Genomic DNA, 13,448 nt, shown 5'->3' with positions numbered 1-13,448 from the left:
TGCGAACAGGGCTGGAGTGATGATGACCGCGACCATTGAACCCCAGGGCCAGGAGGCCGCCCGCGCCGCGATGGTAGCGAGCCAGCTGCGCACCAGCGGCGTCAACGACGCGCGCGTGGTCGCCGCGATGGCGCAGGTCGCGCGTGAGGATTATCTGCCCGAATCGCAGCGTGCCTTCGCCTATCGCGACCGTTCGCTCCCGCTCGGCAACGGCCGGGCGCAGAATCCGCCGCTGGCCACGGGCTTGTTGCTCACCGAAGCGCGGATCGTGGCGGGGGAGAAGGCGCTGATCGTCGGCGCAGCGGGGGGCTATGCCGCCGCGATCGCTGCGGAACTTGGTGCGGTCGTGACGCTGGTCGAGGAAGATGTGAATCTGGTGGCGCTGGCGCGGGCCGCGCTGGGCAATGGCGTCACGCTGGTGGAAGGTTCGCTCGCCGCCGGTGCGCCGGCCGGTGCACCCTATGACCTGCTGCTCATCGACGGCGCAGTCGAAGAGATTCCCGAGGCACTTGCTGCGCAACTGCGCGAGGGCGGGCGGGTCGTCACCGGCCTGTCCGATCGCGGCGTTACCCGAATCGCGTCGGGCGTGCGTACCGGCGGCGGCGTCGGCCTAGCCAGCATCGTCGACAGTGAAATTGCCCCCTTGCCCGGCTTTGAAAAGCCGCGCGGCTTCCAGTTCTGAGGAAAGCGAACCTGATGCGATTGAGCCTGATCCTTGCCGGTGTAAGCGTTGCCGGCCTGACGCTTCCCGCGCTGGCGCAGACCACGCCGCCTGCGGCGCAGGCGCCCGCGCCGCAGCCGAACGAGACGCTGCGCGAGGCGATGGTCAAGGCGTATCGTACCAACCCCGATCTGACTGCGGAGCGCGCCAACCTGCGCGCGACGGACGAGAATGTGCCGATCGCCCGCTCGCGCGGGCTTCCGGGCGTAAGCTCGAACGCAGGCTATAACGAGAATCTGTACGATACCGATTCGAGCGGGCTGGCATCGCCGCGCACCGGATCGGTCGGGCTTGACCTCAGCGTTCCCGTGTTTTCGGGTGGCGCAGTACGCAATTCGGTTCGCGCGGCCGAAACTCGCGTCGAAGCGGGCCGCGCGGGTCTGCGCAGCGTCGAATCGGCGCTCTTCACCGATGTCGTCGCGGTGTACATGGACGTGATCCGCGACGAGGCGACGGTGCGGCTCAACCAGCAGAATGTCCGCGCGCTCGACGTCAACCTCCAGGCGACGCGCGACCGGTTCGAAGTCGGCGACCTGACCCGCACCGACGTCGCCCAGTCCGAAGCGCGGCTCGCGCTGGCGCAGAGCCAGTTGCGCGGCGCGGAGGCCCGGCTGATCTCCAGCCGTGAGAATTACATCCGTATCGTCGGCACCGCGCCGGGCGTCCTCGCGCAGCCGCCCGCGCTGCCGGGCCTGCCCGCCAGCCCGGATCAGGCCGTACAGGTCGCGCTGACCGACAATCCCGCACTGGAAGGCGCACGCAAGGCGCGTGAAGCGAGCACATACGACGTGCGCGTCGCGCGTGCTGGCCGCCTGCCGACGGTCAGTGTCGGTGTGGGCGGCGACTATTATAACCGCTTCGGATCGGTGCCCGCATTGGGCGTGAACAACGGCCTCAAAAATGACGGTTTCGCGACCTCGGCTGGGGTCAGCGTCAGCCTGCCTCTGTTCCAGGGCGGTCGCCCGGCGGCGCAGGTGCGTCAGGCGCAGGCGCGCGAATCGGCCTCGATCGAACAGGTCACTGCGACCGAGCGCGCCGTGATCGCGCAGGCACGTTCGGCCTACGCCGTCTATCAGTCCGCGCTGCGAGTGATCGAGAGCAGCCGGGTTGCGGTCCAGGCCAACCAGCTGAGCCTTGAAGGCGTCCGCGCCGAGAACAGCGTCGGGACGCGCACCATCCTCGATATCCTGAACGCCGAGCAGGAGTTGCTCAACAGCCAGGTTCAGCTGGTGACCGCCGAGCGCGACGCCTATGTCGCGGGCTTTGCGGTGCTGGCGGCGATGGGCAAGGCCGAGGCCGAGGATCTGGGGCTCGACGGTGGTCCGCTCTACGACCCGGTCGCCAACTATGATCGCGTGCGTGGCAGCCTGTCCGACTGGCGCGACAACCCCACCCCCGAGGCGGAGGCGACGCGCACCGTCGACACCCCCGCGCAGAACCCGAATGTTTCCGGTCCGATCGATCCCAGCCCGCGCTAATCGGTTGACAGCACCCCTGTATTTCTCACAGGTGGCGGCGGTTGCGATTCCTGGTTAAGGAACGATTATGGGGGACGTGAGCAACGAACCGTCGATGGAGGATATCCTTTCCTCTATCAAACGCATCATCGCCGAAGAGGGCGATGCCGCGACCGCTAGCCGTCCGCGTCGTCCGGCGCGTGCGGCGGCGCCTGCTCCCGCGCCTGCCGATGACGAAGACGAGATCCTGGAGCTGAACGAGCCCGCGCCTAGCGAGCCGCTGCAGCCCGAGCCGCGCCGTGCACCCCAACCCGTGCAGCGCGAGACGCCGCGCGTCGATCTGCGCGACGTGGAACCCGAGCCTCAGCCGGCCGCGCGCGCCGAACCGATCCTCTCGCAGACGACCGCCGAAGCCACGCGTGGCCCGCTCGAGGCGCTGTCGCGCATGGTGGTGAAGCCCGAGGCTGCGCCGGCCCCCCGCGCTGCCCGCTGGCGAAACTTCGCTGGAGGCCATGGTGCGCGAGATGATCCGCCCCATGCTGCGCGACTGGCTCGACGCCAATCTGCCGCGCATGGTCGAGGAAATGGTCCAGCGCGAGATTTCGCGGATTGCGGCGGGGCGGGACTGAGTCTTGCCTAAGCCGTCCCGCCCGTTAGAGGGCGGGGCATGAGCGAACTTCCAAAGACCTTCGACCCCGCCGATATCGAGCAGCGCTGGTACGCCTATTGGGAAAGCAACGGGCTGTTCCGGCCGGAACGTCCGGGCGCGCAGCCCTGGACGATCGTCAACCCGCCGCCGAACGTCACCGGCTCGCTGCATATCGGCCATGCGCTCGACAATACGCTGCAGGACATTCTCGTCCGTCATGCGCGGCTGAAGGGCATGGACGCGCGCTGGGTGGTCGGCATGGACCATGCCGGCATCGCGACGCAGATGGTGGTCGAGCGCCAGCTCAACGAACGCCAGCAGAAGCGCACCAACTTCACCCGCGAGGAGTTCGTCGCAAAGGTGTGGGAGTGGAAGGCCGAGAGCGGCGGGGCGATCACCGGTCAGCTGCGGCGCCTCGGCTGTTCGATGGACTGGTCCGACGAGCGCTTCACGATGGACGAGGGCTTTTCGAAGGCCGTGCTCAAGGTCTTTGTCGACCTCCACAAGCAGGGCCTGATCTACCGCGACAAAAGGCTGGTGAACTGGGACCCGGGCCTCGGAACCGCGATCAGCGACCTTGAGGTCGAGACGCGCGAGGTTGCCGGCAAGTTCTGGCACCTGCGTTATCCGCTCGCCGATGGCAGCGGCTTTATCCTTGTCGCGACGACGCGGCCGGAAACGATGCTGGCCGATATGGCGGTAGCGGTGCACCCGACCGATGAGCGCTATGCCGCATTGGTCGGCAAGCAGGTCAAGCTACCGATCACCGGCCGCCTGATCCCGATCGTCGCCGACGAACATGCCGATCCCGAACTGGGGTCGGGCGCGGTCAAGATCACGCCGGGCCATGACTTCAATGACTTCGAAGTCGGCCGCCGCGCCGGAATCGAGGCGCGCGACATGCTCAATATGCTCGATGCCAAGGCGATGCTTTGCCAGACTTCGGACGGGTTGATCCCGGCCGAGCTGATCGGCCTCGACCGCTTCGACGCGCGTGAGAAGGTCGTGGCACGGCTGAAGGACGAGGGTTTCCTCGTTCCCTGGACCGACAAGGACGGCAACGAACACGACGCAGAGCCGCGCAAGATCCAGACGCCGTTCGGCGACCGCTCGGGCGTGGTGATCGAACCGTGGCTGACCGACCAATGGTATGTCGACGCGGCGACGCTGGCGAAACCCGCGATCGAGGCGGTGCGGTCGGGCGCGACCAAGGTCGTGCCGAAGAGCTGGGAAAAGACCTATTTCAACTGGATGGAGAACATCCAGCCGTGGTGCGTCAGCCGCCAGCTGTGGTGGGGGCATCGGATTCCGGCGTGGTTCGCCGAGGACGGCAGCGTCTATGTCGCTGAAAACGAAGCCGAAGCTCAGGCGCAGGCGGGTGAGGGCGTTGCCCTGACGCAGGACGAGGATGTTCTCGATACCTGGTTTTCCTCCGCGCTGTGGCCGTTCGCGACGTTGGGCTGGCCCGAGAATGACGACCCGACGCTCGGCGGGCGTTATCCCAATGATGTGCTGATTTCCGGCTTCGACATCCTGTTCTTCTGGGATGCGCGGATGATGATGCAGGGTTTGCACTTCATGAAAGAAGTGCCGTTCAAGACCTTGTATCTGCACGGGCTTGTCCGCGCCGCTGATGGCGCGAAGATGTCCAAGTCCAAGGGCAATGTCGTCGATCCGCTGGGTCTGATCGACCAATATGGCGCGGACGCGCTGCGCTTCTTCATGGCGGCGATGGAGAGCCAGGGCCGCGACGTGAAGATGGATGAAAAGCGCGTCGAGGGGTATCGCAACTTCGCGACCAAGCTGTGGAATGCGGCGCGGTTCGCGCAGTCGAACGGGATTCGCGCAAGCGAACATGTCGAGGCTCCTCGCGCCACGCTCGCGGTGAACAAGTGGATTATCGCGGAGACGGTGTCCACGGTGCAGGCGATGGACATCGCCTTTGCCGACCATCGGTTCGACGGCGCGGCCAACACCATCTACCAGTTCACCTGGAGCCGCTTCTGCGACTGGTATCTGGAGTTGATCAAGCCGGTGCTCCAGACCGAAGGCGCCGAGGGAGCCGAGGAGACGCGGCAGGTCGCGGGCTGGGTGCTCGACCAGATCCTCGTCATGCTCCACCCGTTCATGCCCTTCATCACCGAAGAGCTGTGGTCGAAGATGGGCGAACGCCCGGATTACCCGATCATCGCCGCCAAATGGCCGATGGCGGATGCGCGCGCGCTCGATCCCGAGGCGGCGCAGGAGATCGACTGGCTGATCCGGCTGGTGAGCGAGCTGCGCGCGGCGCGGACCGAGCTGAACGTACCGCCGGGCGCACGGCTGGCGCTGCACGTGCGCGATGCGCATGCCGACACGCTGGAGCGGCTTGCGCGCCAGAATGCGGCGCTGAGCCGTCTGGCCCGCGTCGACCGCGCCGAGGGCGCGGCGCCGGCGGGCGGCGCATTGCAGATCGTGGTGGACGAGGCGACCTATGTCCTCCCGCTCGAAGGCGTGATCGATCTCGACGCCGAACGCGCGCGCCTGACCAAGGCGATCGCGGCGGCGGAGAAGGAGCGGGATAGCCTCAACGCGCGGCTGTCCAACCCTGCTTTTGCCGAAAAGGCCAAGCCCGAGGCGGTGGAGAAGGCGCGGGCGGACCATGCCGAGAAGTCGGCCGAAGCGGCGCGGTTGGGCGCAGCGCTGGGGCGACTGGGGTAACCATTAATCCTCCCCCGCCAGGGGGAGGTGTCAGCACAGCTGACGGAGGGGAGGAAGCACGACGCTCGAGAGATCGTCGCCGTCCTCCCCCTCCGTCGCCTTCGGCGCCACCTCCCCCTGGCGGGGGAGGATTGTGTGCTTGCCTCTCTCAACGCCGGGAGGCATCAGGTCGGGCATGTCCCACTATCCCGCGCTTCGCCTTCGTCGCACTCGCAGTTCGGCCTGGAGCCGGCGGCTTCATGCCGAGACGGTGCTCACCCCCGCGGACCTGATCTGGCCGCTGTTCGTGACGGAAGGCAACGCCGTCGAGGAGCCGATCGCCAGCCTGCCCGGCGTGTCGCGCTGGTCCGTCGACGCGATCGTCGCGCAGGCGAAAGGCGCGGCGGCGGCGGGGATCCCCTGCCTGGCGCTGTTTCCCAACACGCCGCCCGAGCTGCGCACCGAGGATGGCGGCGAGGCGCTCAATCCCGACAATCTGATGTGCCGCGCGATCCGGGCGATCAAGGATGCGGTGCCGGATATCGGCGTGCTGACCGATGTCGCGCTCGACCCCTATACTGCGCATGGCCATGACGGGCTGGTCGATGCGGCGGGCTATGTTCTGAATGACGAGACGGCGGAGGTGCTGGTCGGGCAGGCGCTTAACCAGGCGCGCGCCGGGGCGGACGTGATCGCGCCGAGCGACATGATGGACGGGCGGGTCGGGCTGATCCGCGAGGCGCTGGAGGATGAGGGCTTCGTCAACGTCCAGATCATGGCCTATGCCGCCAAATATGCCTCGGCCTTCTACGGCCCGTTCCGCGATGCGGTGGGATCGCGCGGGCTGCTCAAGGGCGACAAGAAGACCTATCAGATGGACCCCGCCAATGCCGAAGAGGCGCTGCGCGAGGTCGCGCTCGACCTCGACGAAGGCGCGGACAGCGTGATGGTGAAGCCGGGGTTGCTATATCTAGATATCGTCCGCCGCGTGAAGGAGCGGTTCGAAGTGCCGGTGTTCGCGTACCAGGTGAGCGGCGAGTACGCGATGATCGAGGCGGCAGCTGCGGTGGGCGCGGGCGACCGCGACGCGCTGGTGCTCGAAACTCTGATGGCGTTCAAGCGCGCCGGGTGCAGCGGGGTGCTGTCCTACCACGCGCTTCATGCGGCGCGGCTGATGGGCGGATGATCGAGACCGAGCGGTTATTGCTGCGCCCGCCGGTGGAGGCCGACCACCCGGCGCTCTACGCGATGTGGGCCGATCCGGCGGTGATGGCCGATCTGGGGGCGGTCAAGGACGATGCGGCGAGCGCGGCGGCGCTGGCGCGGCATGCGGGGTATCGGCACGAGGGGCTGGGGTTCCTGAGCGTCATCCGCAAGGAGGATAATGCGGTAATGGGCTTTTGCGGGCTCAAGCGCGGCGATCCACCCAACCCGATCGCGGGGCAGGTCGAGGCGGGGTGGATGCTCGCGCGAAGCTACTGGCGTCAGGGCTATGCGCTGGAGGCGATGGTCGCGGTGCTCGACTGGGGCTGGGTCAATCTTGATGTCGCGCACATCGTGGCGATCACCTCGCAGCGCAATGCCGCCAGCCGGGCGATGATGGAGCGGCTCGGCATGACCTATGTCGCGGGGGGCGATTTCGAGCATCACGCCTTTGCGGCGGATGACCCCTTGCGCCACATCGTCACCTACCGCATCAATCGCCCCGTCAGTATAGCGTGAGAGAAGGGGAGGCGATGAGCGCCGAAGCAGTCGCCGAACCACAGCCGGGCGCGCCCGGATGGCTGAAGGGCGTAGGCGGCCCGCTGTTCGTCGTCACGATCCTGCTCGGCAGCTTCCTGCTGTTCCTGGTCCAGCCGATGATCGCGCGGATGGCGCTGCCGCGGCTCGGCGGCGCGCCCGCTGTTTGGAACAGCGCGATGCTGATCTATCAGGCGCTGCTGCTGGGTGGCTATGCATATGCGCACTGGCTGGGCCGGGTGCCGGTGCGGCGGCAGGCGATGATCCATCTGGCGGTGCTTGCGGTTGCGGCGCTTTGGCTGCCGATCGGGCTGATGGCGATGCAGATGCCGGCGGATGCCGAGCCGGCGGTGTGGGTGCCGTGGTTGCTTGCCGCGTCGATTGGGCCATTGTTTTTCGCGATCTCGGCGCAGGCGCCGTTGCTGCAGCGCTGGTTCGCCGCAGCTTCGGGCGGGCGCGATCCCTACGCGCTCTATGCCGCGTCGAATGTCGGGAGTTTCGGCGGGTTGATCGCCTATCCGCTGCTGGTCGAGCCGGGGATGGCGCTGCATGCGCAAAGCTGGCTGTGGACCGGTGGCTATGCGCTGGTGTTCGTCGCGGTCGCGGCGTGCGCGCTGCTGTTGCCGCGCAAGGTGGCGGACGAGCCGCATGTCCATGCGACCAGTGCGCCGCCGTCGAAGCGGCGCGTGGCGCACTGGATCGCGCTGGCCTTTGTCCCCTCTGGGCTGATGCTGGCGACGTCGAGCTTTCTGACGACCGATATCGTTGCGGTGCCGATGCTGTGGGTGCTGCCGCTGGGCCTGTATCTGCTGAGCTTTACGATTGCGTTCGCGACGCGGCGCGCGGTGGCGGTGGTGCTGACCCGGTTCGCGCCGATCACGATCCTGTTGTTCGGCGGGCTGATGATCGCCGGGCACAACGCCAATCCCGAGCTGAATGCGCTGATGGCGCTGGCGCTGCTGTTCATGGTCGCGGTCGCGCTGCACACGCATATGTACGATCTACGGCCCGAGCCGGATCGGCTGACCGGATTCTACCTCGCGATGTCGGTGGGCGGGGCGTTGGGCGGGGTGTTCGCGGCTTTGGTCGCGCCCTTGGTGTTCGACTGGACCTATGAATATCCGATCCTGATCCTCGCCGCCGGGTTGCTGGTGCCGCAGGAATGGCTGTTGCCGTTCTTTCAGCGGCTCTGGGGTGAACCGGGGCAGGGGCGGCGGGTCCGTATCCTTGCCATTGCGCTGATCGTCGCGCTGATCGTCTGGTTCGGCGTCTCGAAGGGGTCGGACCTTCTTGGCGAGAGGCAGGCCGGGATCCTGTATCTGACGCTGGCGGTGATCGGGCTGTTCACCGTGGGCATGCGGGTACCGTTCATGATCGTGCTGGCCGGCGCGCTGTTCCTGTTCGGCGGGTTCCGCTCGATCGCGATGAGCTGGCAGGGCGATCTGCGGACGCGGTCATACTTCGGCGTCTATACGATCACCGACCTCGCCGATCAGAAGCGGCTGGCGCACGGCACGACGCTGCACGGCGTCCAGCTGGAGGGGAATCCCGAGCGGCTGAAGCTGCCGACTACCTATTATGTCCCCGGATCGGGGGTGGGGCAGGCGATGCAGGCGTTGCCGCCGCTTTATGGCCCCAACGCGCGGGTCGGCGTGGTCGGGCTGGGGACCGGGACGCTCGCCTGTTATGCCAAGCCGGGCCAGTCGTGGCGCTTCTACGAGATCGATCCGGCGGTGGTCGATCTGGCGCGCGGGCCGTTCCGATTCCTTGAGCAATGCCTGCCCGACGCGAAGATCATATTGGGCGATGCGCGGTTGCGGCTGGTGGAAGAGCCGGCACACAGTCTCGATCTGCTCGTGCTGGACGCCTTTTCCTCCGACGCGGTGCCGATGCATCTGATGACGCTGGAGGCGTTCGCGACCTATGATCGCGTGCTGGCCAAGGACGGGCTGTTGCTCGTCCATATCTCGAACCGGTTCCTGTCGCTGGAGCCGGTGGTCGAGCGCGCGGCGAAGCTGGGCGGATGGTCGGCAGCGCAGCTGACCTATCACCCGGCGCTGATCGAGGAGCTGAACGAGGCGGCTACGTCGGACTGGATCGCACTGTCGCGCTCGCCCGAGAAGCTGGCGCAGCTGACCGCACGCGGGGAAGGCTGGCGACGCCTGGAGGGTCGGGCTGACTTTACCCCCTGGACCGACGATTATGCGACGATTCTGCCGGTGTTGCGCAGCCTGAACAAGGATCTGCCCTGAGAGTTACTCGGCCAGGGCATCCTCGAGCGCCTGAACCTTTTCAGTCTGTTCGGCGGCGATGCTGGAAAGTTTGGCGATTGCCGCGTCGAGCGCGGGATAGGGGGCGTGCCGGCGCTCAGCCGTTCGGCGGCCGTCGCTTCAAGGCTCGTGACGATCGCCACGGTCTCACCGCGCACGCCATTGAGGTCGGCCAGTGCCACCTGAGCTGCGACCCAGCTTTCGCCACCCGGCGCGACCCCGCGCGCAATCGCGACCCGCGATTCGGTTTCCATCGCGAGCGAGCGGAAGCGCGTTGCGATCCTATCGGCTGCAGCGACCTGTTCCGTGATCCGGGACTCCAGCGCTGCGTCGGGCGTCACGACCGGGTCGGGGCGCACCACCTCACCCGCGTCCCGCGATTCGATCGGGCGAGGCAGGAGCGAGGGATAGCCATCGCTGACGGTGCTGCAGGCGCACAGCGCGAGGGGGAGCGCAAGGAAGACCAGGTGTCGCATCGCGGCGGGTGTATGCCGCGAAGAAACTCTGCGCAACGGGCTTGCGTTTCGCGAAAACCGCTTCTATCAGCGCCCCTCCACTGCGCACCCGTAGCTCAGCTGGATAGAGCATCAGACTACGAATCTGAGGGTCGGACGTTCGAATCGTTCCGGGTGCGCCATTCAAAGCCCCGCCATCCCAATGGGTTGGCGGGGCTTTGTTGCTTGTTACCCAAATCGACAAATACATGAATTGGCTTCGTGGAGATCGTGTTAAGCATCTCCATGGCCATTTTTCATAGCTTTGCCTGTCTGATTCGTGGGCATAGCTGGAATCGCAGCCGCGCACGCGAGGGGTATCGAACCTGTCGGCGGTGCAAGCGTCGCGAGCCGGACCCCGGCTATACCCCGCCGACCGAGCGAACCGAATAGCCGGGCCTAGAAGATATAGGGCACTGGCGCGCGGACATCCGGGTCGATCCGAATCTCGCTTGCCGCCGGGGGAAGGCGCGCTGGTCGCACTCCGCGCGCGGGCAGATGCGGCAGCTGGTCCCGATCGGTGTCGCGAGTCCGCCCGGGCGCAGGCCATCGGCATAGACGAACTCGCCCGCATGCGCCTCCTCGCATCCCAGCGCCACGGCATAGCGGCGCGGGGGGCGGTCGTAGCTGGCCGAAGGCTTCACCAGCCCCTTGGCCATGATGACGTAGCGCGCGCCATCGGGCGTCTCCGCCAGCTGAGTCAGGATTCTGGTCGGGAATCGCAACCGCCTCATGCACCACCCAGAGCGGGCACGCGCCGCCGAAACGGGCGAATTCCAGCCGCGTCGCCGAGTGCCGCTTGGTGATGTTCCCCGCCATATCGACACGGCAGAAGAAGAAGGGGGTGCCCAGCGCGCCCGGCCGCTGGAGCGTCGAAAGGCGATGGCATGCCTGTTCGAAGCTGGTGCCGAAGCGCTGACGCAGCCGGTCGATATCGTGGCGCAGCGCACGTGCCGCCTCACGGAAGCGGGTGTAGGGCATCAGCAGCGCGCCGGCGGCATAGTTGGCGAGGCCGAGCGCGAGCAGTTCGCGTGCAGCGGGTGTGGCAAGCCCGCTTGCGTCGGCGACCGCGCGCATTTCGTTGGAAAATTCGAGGCGTGCGAGCCTCTGGGCCAGCAGGAATGCGCGGCTTTCGGGCGTCACGACCCCGCTGATCACCAGCCGTCGCGCATCGGGATCGAAGTGCGACAGGCGCGTATCGTCGTCACGTGCCTCATCGATCGCGATGCCGTGCCAGGTGCGCAGCCGATCCTCGATCGCGCGGGGATGGTCGAAGCTGTCTGCCAGCGTCTCCGCCGCGCGGTCGAGCGGATCGATGTAGTTTCCTTCGGCCTGATACCAGTCGCGCACCGCCTCCCATGGCAGCGCGCCCCCGCGCCCGGCACCGCTCTCGACCTTGTCGTCGAGCACGCGCAGCTGCGCCTGGGCGCGCCGCCACGCATCGTGCAGCGCGACCATGCGGCGGGTGAGGCCGGGGTGTTTCTCGACCCCACGCTGCACTGCGGCTTCGTCGAGCGTCCCTGCTGCGATGCTGGTGTCGGTCGCTGCCTCGATCGCGCGGATCAGTTCGGCGGTTCCGTCGTCGCTGCCGACTTCGCCCCATAGATCGGGAAACTCGCGGCTGAGCGCGACCAGCACCGGCGGGGTGAGCGGGCGTTCCTCATTCTCGATCTGCGAGAGGTAACTGACCGAGACGCCGAGCCGCGCGGCGAGCGCCGCCTGGGGCAGGGACAGGCGCTTGCGCAGGTCGCGGACCCGCGTTCCGGCGAAGAGGCGGCGGCGTTGCTCCATGACTTCACCATATATGCGGAGTTGTAAGATGCAACTTCGCAACATTGCATTTGCATGTGCGCGGGTGTCCTGTGCAGGGACGCGGGGCAGGGGGTAGAGCCCAGGGAGCAAGGCAATGTCTTCGACGATCGAGGAACTCGAACGCCGCCGCGCCGCGGCCCGGCTGGGCGGCGGGCAGAAGCGGATCGACGCGCAGCATGCCAAGGGCAAGCTGACCGCGCGCGAGCGGCTGGAAGTGCTGCTCGACGAGGGATCGTTCGAAGAGCTGGACATGTATGTCGAGCATAATTGCGTCGATTTCGGGATGCCCGATCAGGTTGTGCCGGGTGACGGCGTGGTCACTGGCAGCGGCACGATCAACGGCCGCCTCGTCTTCGTGTTCAGCCAGGACTTCACCGTGTTCGGCGGGTCGCTTTCCGAACGGCACGCGCAGAAGATCTGCAAGATCATGGACATGGCGATGAAGGTCGGCGCGCCGGTGATCGGCCTGAACGACAGCGGCGGCGCGCGCATTCAGGAGGGCGTCGCGTCGCTCGCCGGCTATGCCGAGGTGTTCCAGCGCAATGTGCTGGCGTCTGGCGTGGTGCCGCAGATTTCGCTGATCATGGGTCCTTGCGCAGGCGGGGCCGTTTATTCTCCCGCGATGACCGACTTCATCTTCATGGTGAAGGATTCATCGTACATGTTCGTCACCGGCCCGGATGTAGTGAAGACCGTTACCAACGAGATCGTCACGCAGGAGGAACTGGGCGGAGCTGTGACGCATACCACGAAGTCGGGCGTTGCCGATGTGGCGTTCGAGAATGACATCGAGGCGCTGCTGGCGGCGCGCGACTTCGTGGACTTCCTTCCCGCGAGCAATCGCGAGAGCGTGCCCGAGCGGCCGTGCACCGACCCGTGGGATCGTATCGAGGACAGCCTCGACACGCTGATCCCGCCGAGCGCCAACCAGCCCTATGACATGCATGAGTTGATCCGCAAAACGGTGGACGAGGGCGACTTCTTCGAAGTGCAGCCGGCGCATGCCGGCAACATCATCATCGGCTTTGGGCGGATCGAGGGGCGGACCGTCGGTATCGTCGCGAACCAGCCAATGGTGCTGGCCGGGGTGCTCGACATCAATTCGAGCAAGAAGGCGGCGCGGTTCGTGCGCTTCTGCGATGCGTTCGAGATCCGATCGTGACCTTTGTCGACGTGCCGGGCTTCCTGCCGGGCGTCGGGCAGGAGCATAGCGGCATCATCAAGCATGGCGCGAAACTGCTGTTCGCCTATGCCGAGGCGACCGTGTCCAAGATCACGGTGATCACGCGCAAGGCCTATGGCGGCGCGTATGATGTGATGGCGTCGAAGCATCTGCGCGGCGATCTGAACTATGCCTGGCCGACGGCGGAGATCGCGGTGATGGGCGCCAAGGGCGCGGTCGAGATCATCTTTCGCGGGCGCACGCCGGAAGAGATCGCCGAGAAGACGGCGGAATATGAGGCGCGCTTCGCCAACCCGTTCGTCGCGGCGAGCAAGGGGTTTGTCGACGAGGTGATCATGCCGCATTCGACCCGGCGGCGGATCGCGCTGGGGCTACGGAAGCTGAGGAACAAGAGCCTCGAAAATCCGTGGAAGAAGCATGACAATATTCCGCTTTAGGGTGTG

Annotated in this window: 8 protein-coding genes, 1 tRNA gene and 2 pseudogenes; 9 read left to right on the top strand and 2 right to left on the bottom strand. The window is 66.6% G+C overall.

What is annotated here, in order from left to right:
• The first annotated feature begins 19 nt into the window (after positions 1–19).
• The 7 genes from LRS12_RS18240 (at position 20) to LRS12_RS18210 (ending at position 9,498) form a co-directional block, all read left to right on the top strand.
• On the top strand, positions 20–682 hold the full coding sequence (locus tag LRS12_RS18240) for a protein-L-isoaspartate O-methyltransferase (protein ID WP_257845903.1): 663 nt from the start codon (positions 20–22) through the stop codon (positions 680–682).
• Between the two features lie 14 nt (positions 683–696).
• A complete protein-coding gene (locus LRS12_RS18235; RefSeq protein ID WP_257845902.1) occupies positions 697–2,199 on the top strand; it encodes a TolC family outer membrane protein in 1,503 nt (500 codons plus the stop codon).
• A gap of 503 nt (positions 2,200–2,702) precedes the next feature.
• Complete coding sequence (locus LRS12_RS20160) at positions 2,703–2,807, top strand: DUF2497 domain-containing protein (RefSeq protein WP_308223069.1); 105 nt, start codon at positions 2,703–2,705, stop codon at positions 2,805–2,807.
• 38 nt (positions 2,808–2,845) lie between these two features.
• A complete protein-coding gene (locus LRS12_RS18225; protein ID WP_257845901.1) occupies positions 2,846–5,527 on the top strand; it encodes a valine--tRNA ligase in 2,682 nt (893 codons plus the stop codon).
• A gap of 175 nt (positions 5,528–5,702) precedes the next feature.
• Complete coding sequence (gene hemB, locus LRS12_RS18220; RefSeq protein WP_257845900.1) at positions 5,703–6,692, top strand: porphobilinogen synthase; 990 nt, start codon at positions 5,703–5,705, stop codon at positions 6,690–6,692.
• A complete protein-coding gene (locus LRS12_RS18215) occupies positions 6,689–7,228 on the top strand; it encodes a GNAT family N-acetyltransferase (RefSeq protein ID WP_257845899.1) in 540 nt (179 codons plus the stop codon). The genes hemB and LRS12_RS18215 overlap by 4 nt, the downstream gene beginning before the upstream one ends.
• A gap of 14 nt (positions 7,229–7,242) precedes the next feature.
• A complete protein-coding gene (locus tag LRS12_RS18210; protein WP_257845898.1) occupies positions 7,243–9,498 on the top strand; it encodes a fused MFS/spermidine synthase in 2,256 nt (751 codons plus the stop codon).
• Here LRS12_RS18210 and LRS12_RS18205 read toward each other — a convergent pair.
• Positions 9,447–9,992 carry a hypothetical protein gene (locus LRS12_RS18205; RefSeq protein ID WP_257845897.1) on the bottom strand — a complete coding sequence of 182 codons (546 nt, stop codon included), beginning with the start codon at positions 9,990–9,992 and terminating at the stop codon, positions 9,447–9,449. The two genes, LRS12_RS18210 and LRS12_RS18205, sit on opposite strands and share 52 nt — an antisense overlap.
• Positions 9,993–10,076: 84 nt before the next feature.
• On the opposite strand from LRS12_RS18205, the gene LRS12_RS18200 reads away from it, so the two are divergent.
• A tRNA-Arg gene (locus LRS12_RS18200) sits at positions 10,077–10,153 on the top strand.
• Between the two features lie 256 nt (positions 10,154–10,409).
• Here the strand turns inward: LRS12_RS18200 and LRS12_RS18195 are convergent.
• Positions 10,410–11,801: pseudogene (locus tag LRS12_RS18195) on the bottom strand (short-chain fatty acyl-CoA regulator family protein).
• Positions 11,802–11,916: 115 nt separating this feature from the next.
• Here LRS12_RS18195 and LRS12_RS18190 point away from each other — a divergent pair.
• A pseudogene (locus LRS12_RS18190) lies at positions 11,917–13,442 on the top strand (acyl-CoA carboxylase subunit beta).
• Positions 13,443–13,448: the final 6 nt, after the last annotated feature.

It is taken from the genome of Sphingomonas sp. J344 (assembly GCF_024700005.1).
Lineage (GTDB): Bacteria > Pseudomonadota > Alphaproteobacteria > Sphingomonadales > Sphingomonadaceae > Sphingomonas.
This window is presented reverse-complemented; position numbering and strand designations above follow the sequence as displayed.